Source organism: Pantoea sp. EKM20T (assembly GCF_011800485.1).
In the GTDB taxonomy this organism is placed as follows: domain Bacteria; phylum Pseudomonadota; class Gammaproteobacteria; order Enterobacterales; family Enterobacteriaceae; genus Pantoea; species Pantoea agglomerans.
Map to the genome: position 1 here is coordinate 464,495 of NZ_JAALFW010000003.1, position 13,161 is coordinate 477,655.

The following is a 13,161-nucleotide window of genomic DNA, read 5'->3' on the forward strand; positions in this document are numbered from 1 at the left end:
TGAGCGAACGGGCCTGAGACAGGCCCGGCAATAACAGTAGCAGAATCAAATCTGGCGGAAGCGGCTGCGCACGCTGAAGGTTTCAGACGTCACATAGCGTTCCAGGTCGCGCACGCTGCGCTCATCCCGTTGCAGGGTGCTCTCCAGCTGATCCAGCAGTTCACTGGCGCTGGGCTGGCGCTCAGTCTGGGAGGCAGAGGCGGGTTTCACATCCAGCACAAAACCCAGCACAAAGTAGGCGATCACCGTAAAGAGAAACAGGCCAAAGAACAGTGATAACACCACGATGACACGCAGCAGACGAACCGGAATATCGAGATACTCTGCCAGGCCTGCGCAGACACCCATAAATTTCCCTTCATCTGGCTTGCGCCACAACTTGCGTCCTTTAATCATGGCTGCCTCCAGTTTGGATGTTCGGCGTCCAGAATCGCTTCCAGCGCGTCAATACGTTCGCGCATCCGCTGCGCGTCCTGGGTCACGCGCTGCAGGCGCTGGATTTCGCTTTGCGACAGTTCCGAACCGCCGTTGCGTTTGTTGTTGTAATGCAGCCATAACCAGATCGGTGCGACAAACAACACGAAGATCGTTAACGGTATGGCGAAAAAAAGTGCGCTCATTGACTCTCCTTAATCACTTATCGCAACGTCGATGATTACTCACTGCGGTTCATTTTGGCTTTCAGCGCATTAAGCTGCTCGCTGATTTCATCGTCCGCTTTCAGGTCAGTAAACTCCTGGTTCAGCGTCTTTGGTTTACCAAAACCGTGGCTTTCTGCTTCCGCTTCCATATGGTCGATGCGACGTTCAAAAGATTCAAACCGTGCCATTGCTTCATCGATCTTACCGCTGTCCAGCTGACGACGAACATCGCGTGATGAAGAGGCCGCCTGATGACGCAGCGTCAACGCCTGCTGGCGGGCACGTGTCTCACTCAGTTTTTTCTCCAGCTCGCTGATTTCGCCTTTCATGCGCTCCAGCGTCTCTTCAACATGACCCACTTCCTGTTTCAGGGAGGCGATAAGATCGGTCAGTTTCTGTTTTTCAATCAGCGCCGAACGGGCCAGATCATCTTTATCTTTGCGCAGCGCCAGCTCCGCTTTTTCCTGCCACTCAGCCTGCTGAATCTCCGCCTGCTCAATACGGCGTGACAACTGTTTCTTTTCAGCCAGTGCGCGTGCAGAGGTGGAGCGCACTTCAACTAAGGTGTCTTCCATTTCCTGAATCATCAGCCGGACCAGTTTCTGCGGATCTTCCGCACGCTCCAGCAGGGAATTAATGTTGGCATTAACGATGTCGGCGAAACGAGAAAAAATACCCATAATGATGTTCCTCTTTTAATGTTTTAAAACGTGAAGTCCTGCTGAGTTAATACAAAATGCGTGCCAATTTTATAATTTATTGATTTTTATCATATTTTAAATTTTACAGCCCTTCCCGCTTGTTTTAAGATAGTCAAAATGATTAAGGGGTGGCGAAATTCATCATGACAGGCACTAGCGATAATCTCCTCGGGGAGTCGAACAATTTTCTTGAGGTGCTGGAGCAGGTATCCAAACTGGCTCCCCTTGAGAAACCGGTACTGGTGATTGGCGAGCGTGGAACGGGCAAAGAGCTGATTGCCAGCCGACTGCACTATCTCTCTGACCGCTGGCAGGGGCCATTTATCTCGCTGAACTGTGCCGCGCTGAATGAAAATCTGCTCGATTCTGAACTGTTTGGTCATGAGGCTGGCGCCTTTACTGGCGCGCAGAAGCGACATCTTGGCCGTTTTGAACGTGCTGACGGCGGCACGCTGTTTCTGGATGAGCTGGCAACGGCACCGATGCTGGTTCAGGAAAAGCTGCTCAGGGTAATTGAATATGGACAGCTGGAGCGGGTCGGCGGCAATCACTCCCTGCAGGTAAATGTGCGACTGGTCTGTGCGACCAACGAAGACCTGCCCGCGCTGGCGGCGGCGGGAAAATTCCGCGCCGATTTGCTGGATCGTCTGGCCTTTGATGTGGTGCAGTTACCGCCACTGCGCGAACGACGCAGCGATATACTGGTGATGGCCGATCATTTCGCTATCCAGATGTGTCGCGAGCTCGGCCTGTTACTTTTTCCCGGCTTTACCCCACGGGCACAGCAGGCTCTGCTTGATTACCACTGGCCCGGCAACGTTCGCGAACTTAAAAACGTGGTGGAGCGCTCGGTCTATCGTCATAACAGCAGCGAGCAGCCGCTGGATAATGTGATTATCAACCCGTTTGCTTCACGCCCTGAACCGATTGCTGTCATCCGGACCAGTCAGGAGGCGGATAGCAGCGCGCTGCCTGCCCTGCCGCTGGATCTGCGTCAATGGCAGAATCAGCAGGAGCGGGATCTGGTGGAAGCCAGCCTGCAACAGGCACGTTATAACCAACGCCGTGCGGCTGGCTTATTAGGCGTCACCTATCATCAGTTGCGCGCAATGATGAAGAAGCACGATATAAAAGCAGAGAGTTAATTAACGCCGCCCCAACCTATGATTTTTCTCTGCTTTGTGAATTAACAACCCGGTATAAACCGGGCTGTTTTTCACGTTGAGCCACCTATCCATTATGTGTTGTGCGACTTAGTCCCCATTTTTTCAGGTTGCCTGATGGCAGGAACCAGACCGACGCCAGCGGTAGCCATCACCACGGCCAGCGCTGACATCAGCAATACAGCACTCATACCAAAGTGTGTTGCCAGCGGCCCCGCGACCAGTTGTCCAAAGGGAATGGCGATAAAGGAACCCATCGCATCATAAGCGTACACGCGAGCCAGCTTATCCGGTGGGATATGAGTCTGTAATGAGTGCGCCCAGGTTACGCCGAACAGGCCCAATGACATGCCAGCAATGAAGAATCCCACTATCAGCAGTGCTGCTGACGCATCCTGGCTCAGCATAAATATTGGAAGTGCGCAAAGACCCGCCAGCATCGCGCCAATCAGAAGGTCACGACGTGGATGCCATTTCATGGCCAGAAATGAACCTGCAATTAAACCTACGCTATGAGCAGCCACAATAATTCCCCATCGCGCCCGCCCGAAAGAGGCGTCGGCAATCGTCGGGCCAAATACCTCTACAATTCCATTGAACGCGACGTTGATAATGGCGAACTGAAGGACTATCGACCAAATCCAGCTTCGTCCGGCGAACTCTGCCCAGCCTTCTTTGATATCGAGCAGGATATTGCCTTGCGAAGCCGCGGCTTTATTCGATTTCACACGGATCAGAAAATAGAGCGGCGCGGAAACAGCAAAACCCAGCGCATCAATTGCCAGCCCCCAGCCCGGCCCGACAGCGCTGGTGATAATTCCCCCCATCGATGCCCCCATTACCGTACCGCCATAAATACCCAGCTGAATTAACGCGTTAGCCTGACGCAAATCCGTTGCAGGAACTACCTGCGGAACCAGCGCAGACGATGCAGGCAGTGCGATGCCTGCCGCCGCACCATTCAGAGCACCCAGCAAAGTCAGGCTAATGACGGTTGCAGAGCCATCAAGCACAGCCCAGGCGACGATAGCCTGAGAAACAGCGGCAACTACTGCCGATGAAACTAATACCCGACTGCGTGAGTAGCGATCGGCGACAACACCGCCCACCAGCAGGAAAAGCACGTTACACAGTGAACGGGACGCAACCACTATCCCTAAATCAGAAGCAGACCCGCCAATATCCAGTACCGCAAAAGCCAGCGCAATGGGTGCAATCCCATTGCCCAGCACGGTGAACAGGCGTCCAAAAAAAAGATAGCGAAAGGATGTATGCTGAAAAGCCTGAACGTTTTTTTGGAATTTATTCATTGCCAGGAAGTGGGTGACCAGAAGATGAGCTTATAGTACCTGCGTTTTTGTAATAGTTAAGTGCGGTTTAATTCAGGACCCGCTTAGCTAAACGGGAGGCCAGCAGAGATAACATCAGCATTAACTGACTTTTCTCTCCCTTTTTTCATCGCCACACCGCATTTAAAGCGCCGGTTCTTTCAGCAGCTTTCCCTTCCCCGTCCAGGCAGGCATGCCACTCTATAAAAACCAAAAAAAAGCCCGCCAACAGGCGGGCAACGATACTGGAAGCAATGTGAGCAATGTCGTGCTCTTCTACGGCAGAGCCACCGTCGAAGCGCAGATGAATAATAATCATTCTTATTATCATCTGTAAACAAGTTATTGAGAATTTTTCTCATTACCACACCTTCTGTACGCTCTTTTTACCGCCGCGATGATGAAAATCAGTCTGGCAGCGGTTGCAGGTTTTGGGACAATGCCCGCTTTGCGATACACTCTGTTTAATGCCTCAAAATCGTTGAGTTCTATGTCAAAACTAATATGTTCGCTGTTGCTAAGTCTCAGCGTGTTGAGTGCCCCTGCGTGGTCAGCGCCTGCGGGTGATATCCGCCAGACCGGCTTCGTCTATTGCGTCAGCGGCACGCTGAACACCTTTAATCCGCAGATGGCCAGCAGCGGGCTGACTGTCGATACGCTGGCGGCACAACTCTATGACCGCCTGCTGGATGTCGATCCTTACACCTATCGTCTCAAGCCCGATCTGGCGTCCAGCTGGGAAGTGCGCGATAACGGCGCAACGTATCGCTTTCATCTGCGCAGCGGCGTGCAGTTTCAGCAGACGAATCAGTTCCGCCCCACCCGGGCGCTGAACGCCGACGATGTCGTGTTCAGCTTCGCCCGGATGTTTGACCGCAATCACCCCTGGCACAACGTCAACGGCGGCAACTATCCCTACTTTGACAGTCTGCAATTCTCCGACTCCGTGCAGAGCGTGAAGAAAATCGATAACAGGACGGTTGAGTTCAGGTTAAACAGCCCGGATGCGTCGTTCCTGTGGCACATGGCGACCCACTATGCACCAGTGCTGTCGAAAGAGTATGCCGACCAGCTTACCGCGCAGGGCCGGCAGGAAGAGATGGACAGACAACCGGTTGGCACCGGTCCTTATCAGCTCAGCGAATACCGCACCGGTCAGTACATCCGCCTGGCGCGCAATCCTCACTACTGGAAAGGGGTGCCGCGTCTGCAACAGGCGGTGATCGATCTCGGCTCGGGCGGCACCGGGCGGCTTTCCAAGCTTCTGACCGGTGAATGTGACGTGCTTGCCTATCCCGCGGCCAGCCAGCTCACCATCCTGCGCGATGACCCGCGCCTGCGGATGACGCTGCGTCCCGGCATGAACATCGCCTATCTGGCCTTTAATACCCGTAAGCCGCCGCTCGACCGCCCTGAGGTGCGTCACGCGCTGGCGCTGGCGATCAACAATGAGCGGTTGATGGAGTCAATCTATTACGGCACCGCCGAAACCGCCGCCTCGATATTACCTCGCGCCTCATGGGCATATGATAATGATGCGCGCATCACAAGCTATGATCCGGAGAAGTCCCGTGCCGCACTGGCAGCTCTGGGCATCAGCGATCTGCATCTGCGGCTGGTGGTGCCTGCCGCGTCGCAGTCGTGGAATCCCAGCCCGCTGAAAACCGCCGAACTGTTGCAGGCGGATCTGGCGCAGGTTGGCGTCCGGCTGACCATTGTGCCGGTAGAGGGGCGTTTTCAGGAGGCGCAGCTGATGGCGATGAATCATGATCTGACACTGTCAGGCTGGGCCACCGACAGTAACGATCCAGACAGTTTCTTCCGGCCGCTGCTCAGTTGTGCGGCGATTCGCTCGCAGACCAATTACGCGCACTGGTGCTCGCCGGCCTTTGACGAAACGCTGCAGAATGCGCTGTTATCACAACAACTCTCTGGCCGCATCGACAGTTATGACAAAGCGCAGCAGATTCTGGCGCAGGAGTTGCCGGTGCTGCCGCTGGCATCCTCTCTGCGACTGCAGGCGTTTCGTCATGATATTAAAGGGCTGGTCCTGAGTCCGTTTGGCAACGCCTCGTTTGCCGGGGTTTATCGTGAAAGCGATAAGGAAAAGTAAGTGATTATCTATATTTTGCGGCGCCTGCTGCTACTGATCATTACCCTGTTTCTGCTGTCGCTGGTGAGCTTCAGCCTGAGCTACTTTACACCTGACGCCCCGCTGGAAGGCGCGGCGCTCTCGGACGCCTGGTGGTTCTGGTTTAAAGGGATGCTGCAGTTTGATTTCGGCGTCTCCAGCACCAACGGTCAGGAGATTGGCCTGCAACTGCGTGAGGTTTTCCCGGCCACCATGGAGTTGTGCATCCTGGCATTTCTGTTCGCGCTGCTGGTCGGGATCCCGCTGGGGATCTGTGCCGGCGTGATGCGCAATAAATGGCAGGACAAAACCATCAGTGCGCTGGCGCTGATTGGCTTCTCTGCGCCAATTTTCTGGCTGGCGCTACTGCTGACGCTGTTCTTCTCGCTGACGCTGGGCTGGCTGCCGGTGTCCGGTCGTCACGACCTGCTCTATCCGGTGCAGAGTGTCACGGGCTTTGCGCTGATTGATGCCTGGATGAGTCCTTCGCCCTGGCGACATGAGATGATAATCAGCGTCCTGAACCACCTGATTTTACCGGTGCTGGTGCTGGCGATGGCGCCGACGACGGAAGTGATCCGCCTGCTGCGCAACAGCACCAGCGACGTGATGGACAAAAATTATGTCAAAGCGGCGGCCACGCGGGGTCTTTCGCCGTTTACCGTGATCCGCCGCCACGTGCTGCATAATGCGCTGCCGCCGGTGATCCCGCGTCTGGGTCTGCAATTTTCCACCATGCTGACGCTGGCGATGATCACCGAGATGGTCTTTAACTGGCCGGGTCTGGGCCGCTGGTTGATAAACGCGATTCGACAGCAGGATTACGCGGCGATCTCCGCTGGCGTGATGGTGATTGGCGGGCTGGTGATTCTGGTCAATGTGATTTCTGACGTGATTGGTGCGGCCATGAATCCGCTGAAACATAAGGAATGGTATGCCCTGCGCTAACGCTCAGGGCGCTAAGGCAAACATAGAATAAACATATGACTTTTGTCTTTCAGAAGTCGTGCTGCAAGCAGGAATTGATGTACACGAATATTGTTCCTGCAGAAACCGATTTAAGTTCGAAGCGTAATAATTAATGAGGAGATGAACATTTATGGATGAAGTTGATCTGGCACAGGAGCGTGAAGAAGCGCATCTCGCTGCCTCTCTGGCAGCTCGTAAGGCCAAACTTAAAAGCCCAAACGGCTTATGCATCTGGTGCAAAGATGAGCCCGTAGTGGCTGAAACTGCTTTCTGTTCAAGCGAGTGTGATGAGGATTATCATAAGCATCGCCGGGAGCAGAGCCAGCGGATTGTTTGAAAGAGAATGAAGTCACCCGGTCAGGCTATTACGCGGGTGACTCAGATAAACTTGATATAAATGTCAGGCAGCCCTCACAAATATAAAGCAATAAAACGACATCGCTTGATAGATTCTTGATATTTCCTTGCCTTTACGTTGATAAAAAAAATACATAATGCCCTGATTAAAATGTCACAGCAGAGACCATCTGTCCGGAGTTAGTGACAGGAAAAGATAGCATAGGGTGGCTGACATTCAGGAGCCATCTTTTTAACTCGGTTTATCAGAACAACTATCAGGTTTAACATTTTATATGAGCCACTTCAAAAGAATGCTTTACGGCTGGGAAAAATCCGACGCTGGCATTTATGAGCACTGTTTTAACCGTTTTGGCGGGAGTGTTAATATGCATCCTGACGTGATCAGGTTTTTCTCATCTCGCACAGGTCATGAGGCAACGTATTTTCATAAAGTAAAGCAAGGTGGCTATATTGCCGCGTATGCCCTGCTGGATCACTCACGGATAGGTGTCGATCAATGGAAAAAATTCCCGCTATCTTATGATGAGATCATGGTGCCAGCGGCTAAAAATGCTTCTATGTGTTTCCCTGAAAGAACAAATAAAATGTCACATTTCAACAAGCACAACTTCATAAATTTTAACTTTTCTTTTGCCCGAAAAAATAAAGTGTGCTTTGTAAAAGAGAGCTATTCAGTTAAAACAGAAAAGAATCGCCGCAACGAATACAACCGGTTCATACGTGCGGGTGGCCGCTGCTGTGATATGAATCAATTCAGCCCTGAAGAGCTGGCAGACTATTATATCTTCCTTTTTAAATCCCGTTTTTCTGACAACATAACCTGTTATTCCAGGGAGAACCTGATCACGCTTATCGTTGCCATGAAAAGGATGCTCTTCGGCTATATTCTTTTTGTTGGGAACGAGCCATGCGCAATGGATCTGCTCTTCATGGCTGAGAGTGAACACATTATCTATTTTGATGTGCCAAACGGCGGCGTTAACATGAAATATTCGGACCTTAGCCCGGGTAGTTTGCTTATGTGGAAAAACATTGGTGCGGCACGGGACTACTGTAAGCAGACGGGCAAGGAGATGAGGCTTTCAATCGGTTCACTTGATAAAGAATGGACGTATAAGCTTCGCTGGGCGGATGCGCACTCCACGGGGAAAACAATTTTTTAATCTTTCTTAGGAATCAGGCTTATTTTCTGCAACAAAGCGGCTGAAAATTAGCACAAAACCGCGCGTTCCTGAATTGCCAGGCACCAATGAAGGGTGTTTAAAGATAAAACGTTTAATCTCAGGGCCGATTTTAATTTTTTATGCATCGCGGTCCTTCCCCGCCGTCCTGTAGATAATAATTTTCTGCGGATACAATCAGGTAAACCTACGGCATTACGTAAGCTATTAACCTCTGCCTGAAAATGGTGTCATCGCTGGGGAAGCAGAGAGAGTTCTTATCTGATTTTTTTGCAGCATCAGTGATTCGCCAGATGCCGGGAGGCATACCAAAATGTCGTGAGAAGGCGCGAGTGAACGTTTGCTGTGAGTCGTAGTTGAACTGATCAGCTACCTCTGCAATAGTGGCTTCAGTAAACCTTAAACTCAGCGAGGCCGCCTGCATTCTGGTGTTATTAATATATTTCCCGAGGCTGACTCCGCACTGTTTTGTGAACATTCTGTTAAGGTGCCATTTTGAATATCCACTTTTTTTAGCCACTTTATCCAGGCTTATTTTTTCATCCGCATGATCATCAATCCATTCTGTTAATGCATTAAAGAAGTTTTTATCTGTCATGCCATCCCCCTTTTGCGTTTTTTGCGGTCTCTTTTAATTCAAATCCATTGTCACACAAAATTTAATTCTATATTGATCGTTTGCAATTCCCTTGTCTAAGCTCCTTTCATTTTATTCTCGCCACCGATTTATCTCCTTTAGTAAAGAGTTCACTCTCAGGACGCGACTATCCCTCAAAGTCATCAATGAACAATCTGGAAATGATGAAGAATCTGTCAATGTTGCACAAAAAGGGATCTCTGTTGAGGCGAACGTCTTAGGTGTTGGATTATCCGTCTTCTGTGGATGATCTACGGTGTATTACTCATGCAGCATCATGAACGATTTCCGGTGCGGGTTACAGCAGGGTTTCAGTAGTGAGCTAATCGCGTAGCTAGTCGCGTAGAGCGTCTGCACCTGAAACCGCCAGGCGGGTATGCGTCCATAGCGGTCTGAACACCGGGACACCTGAAGCCAGCCGGTAATCGCGCGTAATATCGGAATCAGGTAATTCACTGAGATGCCTGATATTTCCAGGATAGGCTAAAATTCTTTATGTAAGCGTCAGCAACAAACCTCGCGGTAACGACGCGGTTTATCAGAAAGAGGACGAAAAATGAAATTCGCTGTAATTTTTGAAGATACTGGCGTTGAAGAGGAACATGAGTTTGACACCAAACCTGTTGCCGGAGATTTAGTGACGTTAACGCGCGATGGGATAGGTAAAGATTATATCGTGATCATTGAGCCGGATCCTGACCACACCCATGACGATGGGCCTGATGGACACCCGACAAAGGCCAGGGTCCGGCCAGCGTAGCCTCCGCTAAGATCTAATCCGCCGCCCAACAGGGCGGTTTTTATTGCCTGTTATCCGGAGGTGAATATAACTTTTTTCAGGCTGTTCAGGATGATATGCCGACGCGGATCATAACCCTTTGCAATCCAGAGCCGAAATTGCTGACGCCGTTTCCTTGCCTGTAACAGGGATATCGACGGATAATCCCCTGTAGACAGCTGACGGGCTAAGCCTCCCAGCGATACCGGTAGAAAAATGTCACGTTGCCTCGAATGGAGAGCCTGACATTCAGTCCGTGCGAGTCGAAGATAACCTCTGCTTTGTCGCGGCGCTTACCCAGCGCTTTCCTGAGCTTAGTGTCTGTCTGCAATGTGGACATCTTCTTTGCGTCTACGCAGAGGCGTACACAAAACACATAAATTAACGCTACTCAGAGTCAGCCATGATAAAAAAACTTAAAGCATGCCATCAGGATAACCCTCTGATATGAATGATTTTTATAAAAAAACGTTGTCCGAAGTAAAGCACAATAAAGTGAAAGCGTATGCCCTCCGATAATATTTACGCCGAAAAACGCCTGCCCAGCGCGTTTCGTCAGAGCTGGCACCATTTCTATGGCAACCCGATTTCGATGGTCGGGCTGTATGGCTTTGGCGCACTGCTGCTGCTCTGTCTGTTTGGCGGGCTGATAGCGCCATACGATATCGATCAGCAGTTCCTGGGTTATCAGTTGCTGCCGCCATCCTGGTCACATTATGGCGATGTTTCCTTCTTTCTCGGCACCGACGATCTGGGTCGGGATGTGCTGAGCCGCCTGCTGAGCGGTGCGGGCCCGACGGTGGGTTCGGCGATTCTGGTGACGCTGTTCGCCACGCTCGGCGCGCTGGTGCTGGGCGTACTGGCGGGCATGACGCATGGCATACGCTCGGCGGTGATGAACCACGTGCTGGACACCCTGCTCTCTATTCCGTCGCTGTTACTGGCGATTATCGTGGTGGCGTTTCTCGGACCACGACTCGAGCATGCATTGCTGGCGGTCTGGCTGGCGCTGATTCCACGTCTGGTGCGCGAGATTTACAGTGCCGTGCATGATGAGCTGGAAAAAGAGTATGTGGTGGCGGCACGTCTTGACGGTGCCAGAGGCCGCAACATCCTGCGCTACGCCATTTTGCCTAACATTTTACCGTTGCTGATCACCGAAATTACCCGCGCGCTATCGATGGCGATTCTGGATATTGCCGCACTCGGATTTCTCGATCTGGGCGCGCAGCTGCCTTCGCCCGAATGGGGAGCGATGCTGGGTGATTCGCTGGAGCTGATCTACGTCGCCCCCTGGACCGTTATGCTGCCGGGTGTGGCGCTGATGGTCAGCGTATTAATTGTTAACCTGCTCGGTGACGGCATCCGTCGCGCCGTCGAAGCGGGAGTGGAATAAATGCCGTTACTCGATATCCGTAATCTGACCATTGAATTTATGACCGCTGACGGACCGGTCAAAGCGGTCGATCGCGTCAATCTGACGCTGGGCGAAGGTGAAATCCGTGGCCTGGTCGGTGAGTCCGGCTCCGGTAAGAGTCTGGTTGCCAAGGCGATCTGCGGCGTAACTAACGATAACTGGCGTGTCACCGCCGATCGCATGGTATTTGATGATGTCGACCTGCTGCGCCTGTCGTCGCGCGAGCGCCGCCGCATTATCGGACATAACGTCTCGATGATTTTTCAGGAGCCGCAATCCTGTCTGGATCCCTCTGAAAGCATCGGTCGTCAGTTGATGCAGGTGATCCCGCGCTGGACGTATAAAGGTCCGTGGCTGAAACGCTTCTGGTTCTGGCGCAAAACCCGCGCCATCGAACTGCTGCATCGCGTCGGCATTAAAGATCACAAAGATATAATGCGCAGCTTCCCCTATGAGCTGACCGAAGGCGAATGCCAGAAAGTCATGATCGCGATTGCGCTGGCTAATCAGCCGCGTCTGCTGATTGCCGATGAGCCGACGAATGCCATGGAACCCACTACGCAGGCGCAGATTTTCCGCCTGCTGAGCCGTCTGAACCAGAATAACAACACCACCATTCTGTTGATCAGTCATGACCTGCGCACCATGAGCCAGTGGGCGGACCGTATCAACGTGATGTACTGTGGTCAGACGGTAGAAACCGCCCAGAGCGAAGATTTAATGAGTACGCCGCACCATCCTTATACTCAGGCGCTGATTCGGGCGATGCCCGATTTTGGACGATCCCTGCCGCACAAAAGCCGTCTCAATACCCTGTCAGGGGCGATCCCGTCGCTGGAGAGCCTGCCGATTGGCTGTCGTCTGGGGCCACGTTGCCCTTATGCGCAGCGCAAATGTATTGAAACGCCACGGCTCACCGGCAGCAAAACGCATCTTTATGCCTGTCATTTCCCGCTGAATATGGAGGGCCAGTAGCATGGAGACCCTGCTGGAAGTGCGCAACCTGAGTAAAACCTTTCGCTATCGCACGGGCCTGTTCCGCCGTCAGCACGTTGAGGCGGTGAAGTCGGTCAGTTTTACCCTACGCGAGAGGCAGACGCTGGCGATAATCGGCGAAAATGGCTCCGGCAAGTCCACGCTGGCGAAGATGCTCAGCGGCATGGTCGCCCCTACCGAAGGTGAGATTCTGATAGACGATCATCCGCTGACCTTCGGCGATTATGGCTATCGCAGTCAGCGCATCCGCATGATTTTCCAGGACCCCTCAACCTCCCTGAATCCGCGTCAGCGTATCAGCCAGATTCTGGAGTTCCCGCTGCGGCTTAATACCGATCTCAGCGCGGAGGATCGAGAGAAACGCATTATCGCCACCCTGCGTCAGGTGGGATTACTGCGCGATCACGCCGGCTATTATCCGCACATGCTGGCACCCGGTCAGAAGCAGCGTCTGGGGCTGGCCCGCGCGTTGATTTTGCAACCCAAAGTGATTGTGGCCGATGAAGCGCTGGCCTCACTGGATATGACCATGCGTTCCCAGCTGGTGAATCTGATGCTGGAACTGCAGGAGAAGCATGGTATCGCATACATTTATGTTACCCAGCATCTGGGGATGATGAAGCACATCAGCGATAAGGTGCTGGTGATGCATCAGGGCGAAGTGGTCGAGCGCGGCGGCACCGCTGATGTACTGGCCTCCCCGCTGCACGATCTGACCCGACGACTGATCAGCAGCCACTTTGGCGAAGCATTGAGTGCCGAAGCCTGGCGGCGAGAGCGTTGATTTTTGCTGCATATCGCGGAAATTGCGGGCCGATTTACCTGATTTATGAGAGACGTGCTAGAATCCGCACGTCGA

The 13,161-nt window shown here is 52.5% G+C and carries 15 protein-coding genes and 1 pseudogene; 9 read left to right on the forward strand and 7 right to left on the reverse strand.

Annotated features, from left to right (window positions below; translation table 11 throughout):
- Window positions 1-45 precede the first annotated feature (45 nt).
- From pspC to pspA, 3 genes are read right to left on the reverse strand one after another with little or no spacing between them, the layout of a single operon-like run.
- Window positions 46-396, reverse strand: a complete 351-nt coding sequence (gene pspC / locus HFD94_RS08120; protein ID WP_010244595.1) for an envelope stress response membrane protein PspC — start codon at window positions 394-396, stop codon at window positions 46-48.
- Window positions 393-620, reverse strand: coding sequence for an envelope stress response membrane protein PspB (pspB, locus tag HFD94_RS08125; protein ID WP_010244592.1), 228 nt, complete (start codon window positions 618-620; stop codon window positions 393-395). The genes pspC and pspB overlap by 4 nt, the downstream gene beginning before the upstream one ends.
- Before the next feature lie 35 nt (window positions 621-655).
- Window positions 656-1,321 (reverse strand): phage shock protein PspA, encoded by a 666-nt coding sequence (pspA, locus tag HFD94_RS08130; RefSeq protein ID WP_052271819.1) that lies wholly within the window; start codon window positions 1,319-1,321, stop codon window positions 656-658.
- A 164-nt stretch (window positions 1,322-1,485) separates the two neighbouring features.
- On the opposite strand from pspA, the gene pspF reads away from it, so the two are divergent.
- The gene (gene pspF / locus HFD94_RS08135; protein ID WP_010670227.1) at window positions 1,486-2,487 is read left to right on the forward strand and encodes a phage shock protein operon transcriptional activator; all 1,002 of its coding nucleotides are present in this window, start codon (window positions 1,486-1,488) and stop codon (window positions 2,485-2,487) included.
- 92 nt (window positions 2,488-2,579) lie between these two features.
- On the opposite strand, the gene HFD94_RS08140 is transcribed toward pspF, so the two are convergent.
- Window positions 2,580-3,815 (reverse strand): MFS transporter, encoded by a 1,236-nt coding sequence (locus HFD94_RS08140; RefSeq protein WP_167432981.1) that lies wholly within the window; start codon window positions 3,813-3,815, stop codon window positions 2,580-2,582.
- A gap of 145 nt (window positions 3,816-3,960) precedes the next feature.
- Window positions 3,961-4,152 (reverse strand): hypothetical protein, encoded by a 192-nt coding sequence (locus tag HFD94_RS08145; RefSeq protein WP_071785083.1) that lies wholly within the window; start codon window positions 4,150-4,152, stop codon window positions 3,961-3,963.
- Window positions 4,153-4,323: 171 nt separating this feature from the next.
- Between HFD94_RS08145 and sapA the strand changes: the two genes are divergently transcribed.
- The 4 genes from sapA (at window position 4,324) to HFD94_RS08165 (ending at window position 8,456) form a co-directional block, all read left to right on the forward strand.
- Entirely contained in the window at window positions 4,324-5,946 is a 1,623-nt protein-coding gene (sapA, locus tag HFD94_RS08150) for an ABC transporter substrate-binding protein SapA (protein ID WP_031292936.1), read from the forward strand.
- Window positions 5,947-6,912: a putrescine export ABC transporter permease SapB gene (sapB, locus tag HFD94_RS08155; protein ID WP_010244573.1), complete on the forward strand. Its 966-nt coding sequence runs from the start codon at window positions 5,947-5,949 to the stop codon at window positions 6,910-6,912. It abuts the gene before it with no gap.
- Between the two features lie 151 nt (window positions 6,913-7,063).
- Window positions 7,064-7,270 carry a hypothetical protein gene (locus tag HFD94_RS08160; RefSeq protein ID WP_010244571.1) on the forward strand — a complete coding sequence of 69 codons (207 nt, stop codon included), beginning with the start codon at window positions 7,064-7,066 and terminating at the stop codon, window positions 7,268-7,270.
- A 295-nt stretch (window positions 7,271-7,565) separates the two neighbouring features.
- Window positions 7,566-8,456 carry a hypothetical protein gene (locus tag HFD94_RS08165; protein WP_167432982.1) on the forward strand — a complete coding sequence of 297 codons (891 nt, stop codon included), beginning with the start codon at window positions 7,566-7,568 and terminating at the stop codon, window positions 8,454-8,456.
- 205 nt (window positions 8,457-8,661) lie between these two features.
- Here the strand turns inward: HFD94_RS08165 and HFD94_RS08170 are convergent, their stop codons facing one another.
- Window positions 8,662-9,072 carry a helix-turn-helix domain-containing protein gene (locus HFD94_RS08170; protein WP_167432983.1) on the reverse strand — a complete coding sequence of 137 codons (411 nt, stop codon included), beginning with the start codon at window positions 9,070-9,072 and terminating at the stop codon, window positions 8,662-8,664.
- 595 nt (window positions 9,073-9,667) lie between these two features.
- Here HFD94_RS08170 and HFD94_RS08175 point away from each other — a divergent pair.
- Window positions 9,668-9,871, forward strand: coding sequence for a hypothetical protein (locus HFD94_RS08175; RefSeq protein WP_010244562.1), 204 nt, complete (start codon window positions 9,668-9,670; stop codon window positions 9,869-9,871).
- 68 nt (window positions 9,872-9,939) lie between these two features.
- Here the strand turns inward: HFD94_RS08175 and HFD94_RS08180 are convergent.
- A pseudogene (locus HFD94_RS08180) lies at window positions 9,940-10,220 on the reverse strand (Arm DNA-binding domain-containing protein); the annotation flags it as partial.
- Window positions 10,221-10,394: 174 nt separating this feature from the next.
- Between HFD94_RS08180 and sapC the strand changes: the two are divergent.
- The 3 genes from sapC to sapF are packed head-to-tail and all read left to right on the forward strand — an operon-like array spanning window position 10,395 to window position 13,086.
- Window positions 10,395-11,285 carry a putrescine export ABC transporter permease SapC gene (gene sapC, locus HFD94_RS08185; protein WP_010670235.1) on the forward strand — a complete coding sequence of 297 codons (891 nt, stop codon included), beginning with the start codon at window positions 10,395-10,397 and terminating at the stop codon, window positions 11,283-11,285.
- Window positions 11,286-12,281 (forward strand): putrescine export ABC transporter ATP-binding protein SapD, encoded by a 996-nt coding sequence (sapD, locus tag HFD94_RS08190; RefSeq protein WP_010244553.1) that lies wholly within the window; start codon window positions 11,286-11,288, stop codon window positions 12,279-12,281. It begins immediately after the preceding gene.
- A 1-nt stretch (window position 12,282) separates the two neighbouring features.
- A complete protein-coding gene (gene sapF / locus HFD94_RS08195) occupies window positions 12,283-13,086 on the forward strand; it encodes a putrescine export ABC transporter ATP-binding protein SapF (RefSeq protein ID WP_010244550.1) in 804 nt (267 codons plus the stop codon).
- The last annotated feature ends 75 nt before the right edge of the window (window positions 13,087-13,161 follow it).

Bases quoted from the DNA above. Each gene is read 5' to 3' on its own strand.
- HFD94_RS08170 (WP_167432983.1), bottom strand. From the start codon at position 9,072: ATGACAGATAAAAACTTCTTTAATGCATTAACAGAATGGATTGATGAT.
- pspC (WP_010244595.1), bottom strand. From the start codon at position 396: ATGATTAAAGGACGCAAGTTGTGGCGCAAGCCAGATGAAGGGAAATTT.
- HFD94_RS08165 (WP_167432982.1), top strand. From the start codon at position 7,566: ATGAGCCACTTCAAAAGAATGCTTTACGGCTGGGAAAAATCCGACGCT.
- pspF (WP_010670227.1), top strand. From the start codon at position 1,486: ATGACAGGCACTAGCGATAATCTCCTCGGGGAGTCGAACAATTTTCTT.
- pspB (WP_010244592.1), bottom strand. From the start codon at position 620: ATGAGCGCACTTTTTTTCGCCATACCGTTAACGATCTTCGTGTTGTTT.
- HFD94_RS08160 (WP_010244571.1), top strand. From the start codon at position 7,064: ATGGATGAAGTTGATCTGGCACAGGAGCGTGAAGAAGCGCATCTCGCT.
- pspA (WP_052271819.1), bottom strand. From the start codon at position 1,321: ATGGGTATTTTTTCTCGTTTCGCCGACATCGTTAATGCCAACATTAAT.
- HFD94_RS08140 (WP_167432981.1), bottom strand. From the start codon at position 3,815: ATGAATAAATTCCAAAAAAACGTTCAGGCTTTTCAGCATACATCCTTT.
- sapC (WP_010670235.1), top strand. From the start codon at position 10,395: ATGCCCTCCGATAATATTTACGCCGAAAAACGCCTGCCCAGCGCGTTT.
- sapA (WP_031292936.1), top strand. From the start codon at position 4,324: ATGTCAAAACTAATATGTTCGCTGTTGCTAAGTCTCAGCGTGTTGAGT.
- sapD (WP_010244553.1), top strand. From the start codon at position 11,286: ATGCCGTTACTCGATATCCGTAATCTGACCATTGAATTTATGACCGCT.
- HFD94_RS08145 (WP_071785083.1), bottom strand. From the start codon at position 4,152: ATGATTATTATTCATCTGCGCTTCGACGGTGGCTCTGCCGTAGAAGAG.
- sapF (WP_010244550.1), top strand. From the start codon at position 12,283: ATGGAGACCCTGCTGGAAGTGCGCAACCTGAGTAAAACCTTTCGCTAT.
- HFD94_RS08175 (WP_010244562.1), top strand. From the start codon at position 9,668: ATGAAATTCGCTGTAATTTTTGAAGATACTGGCGTTGAAGAGGAACAT.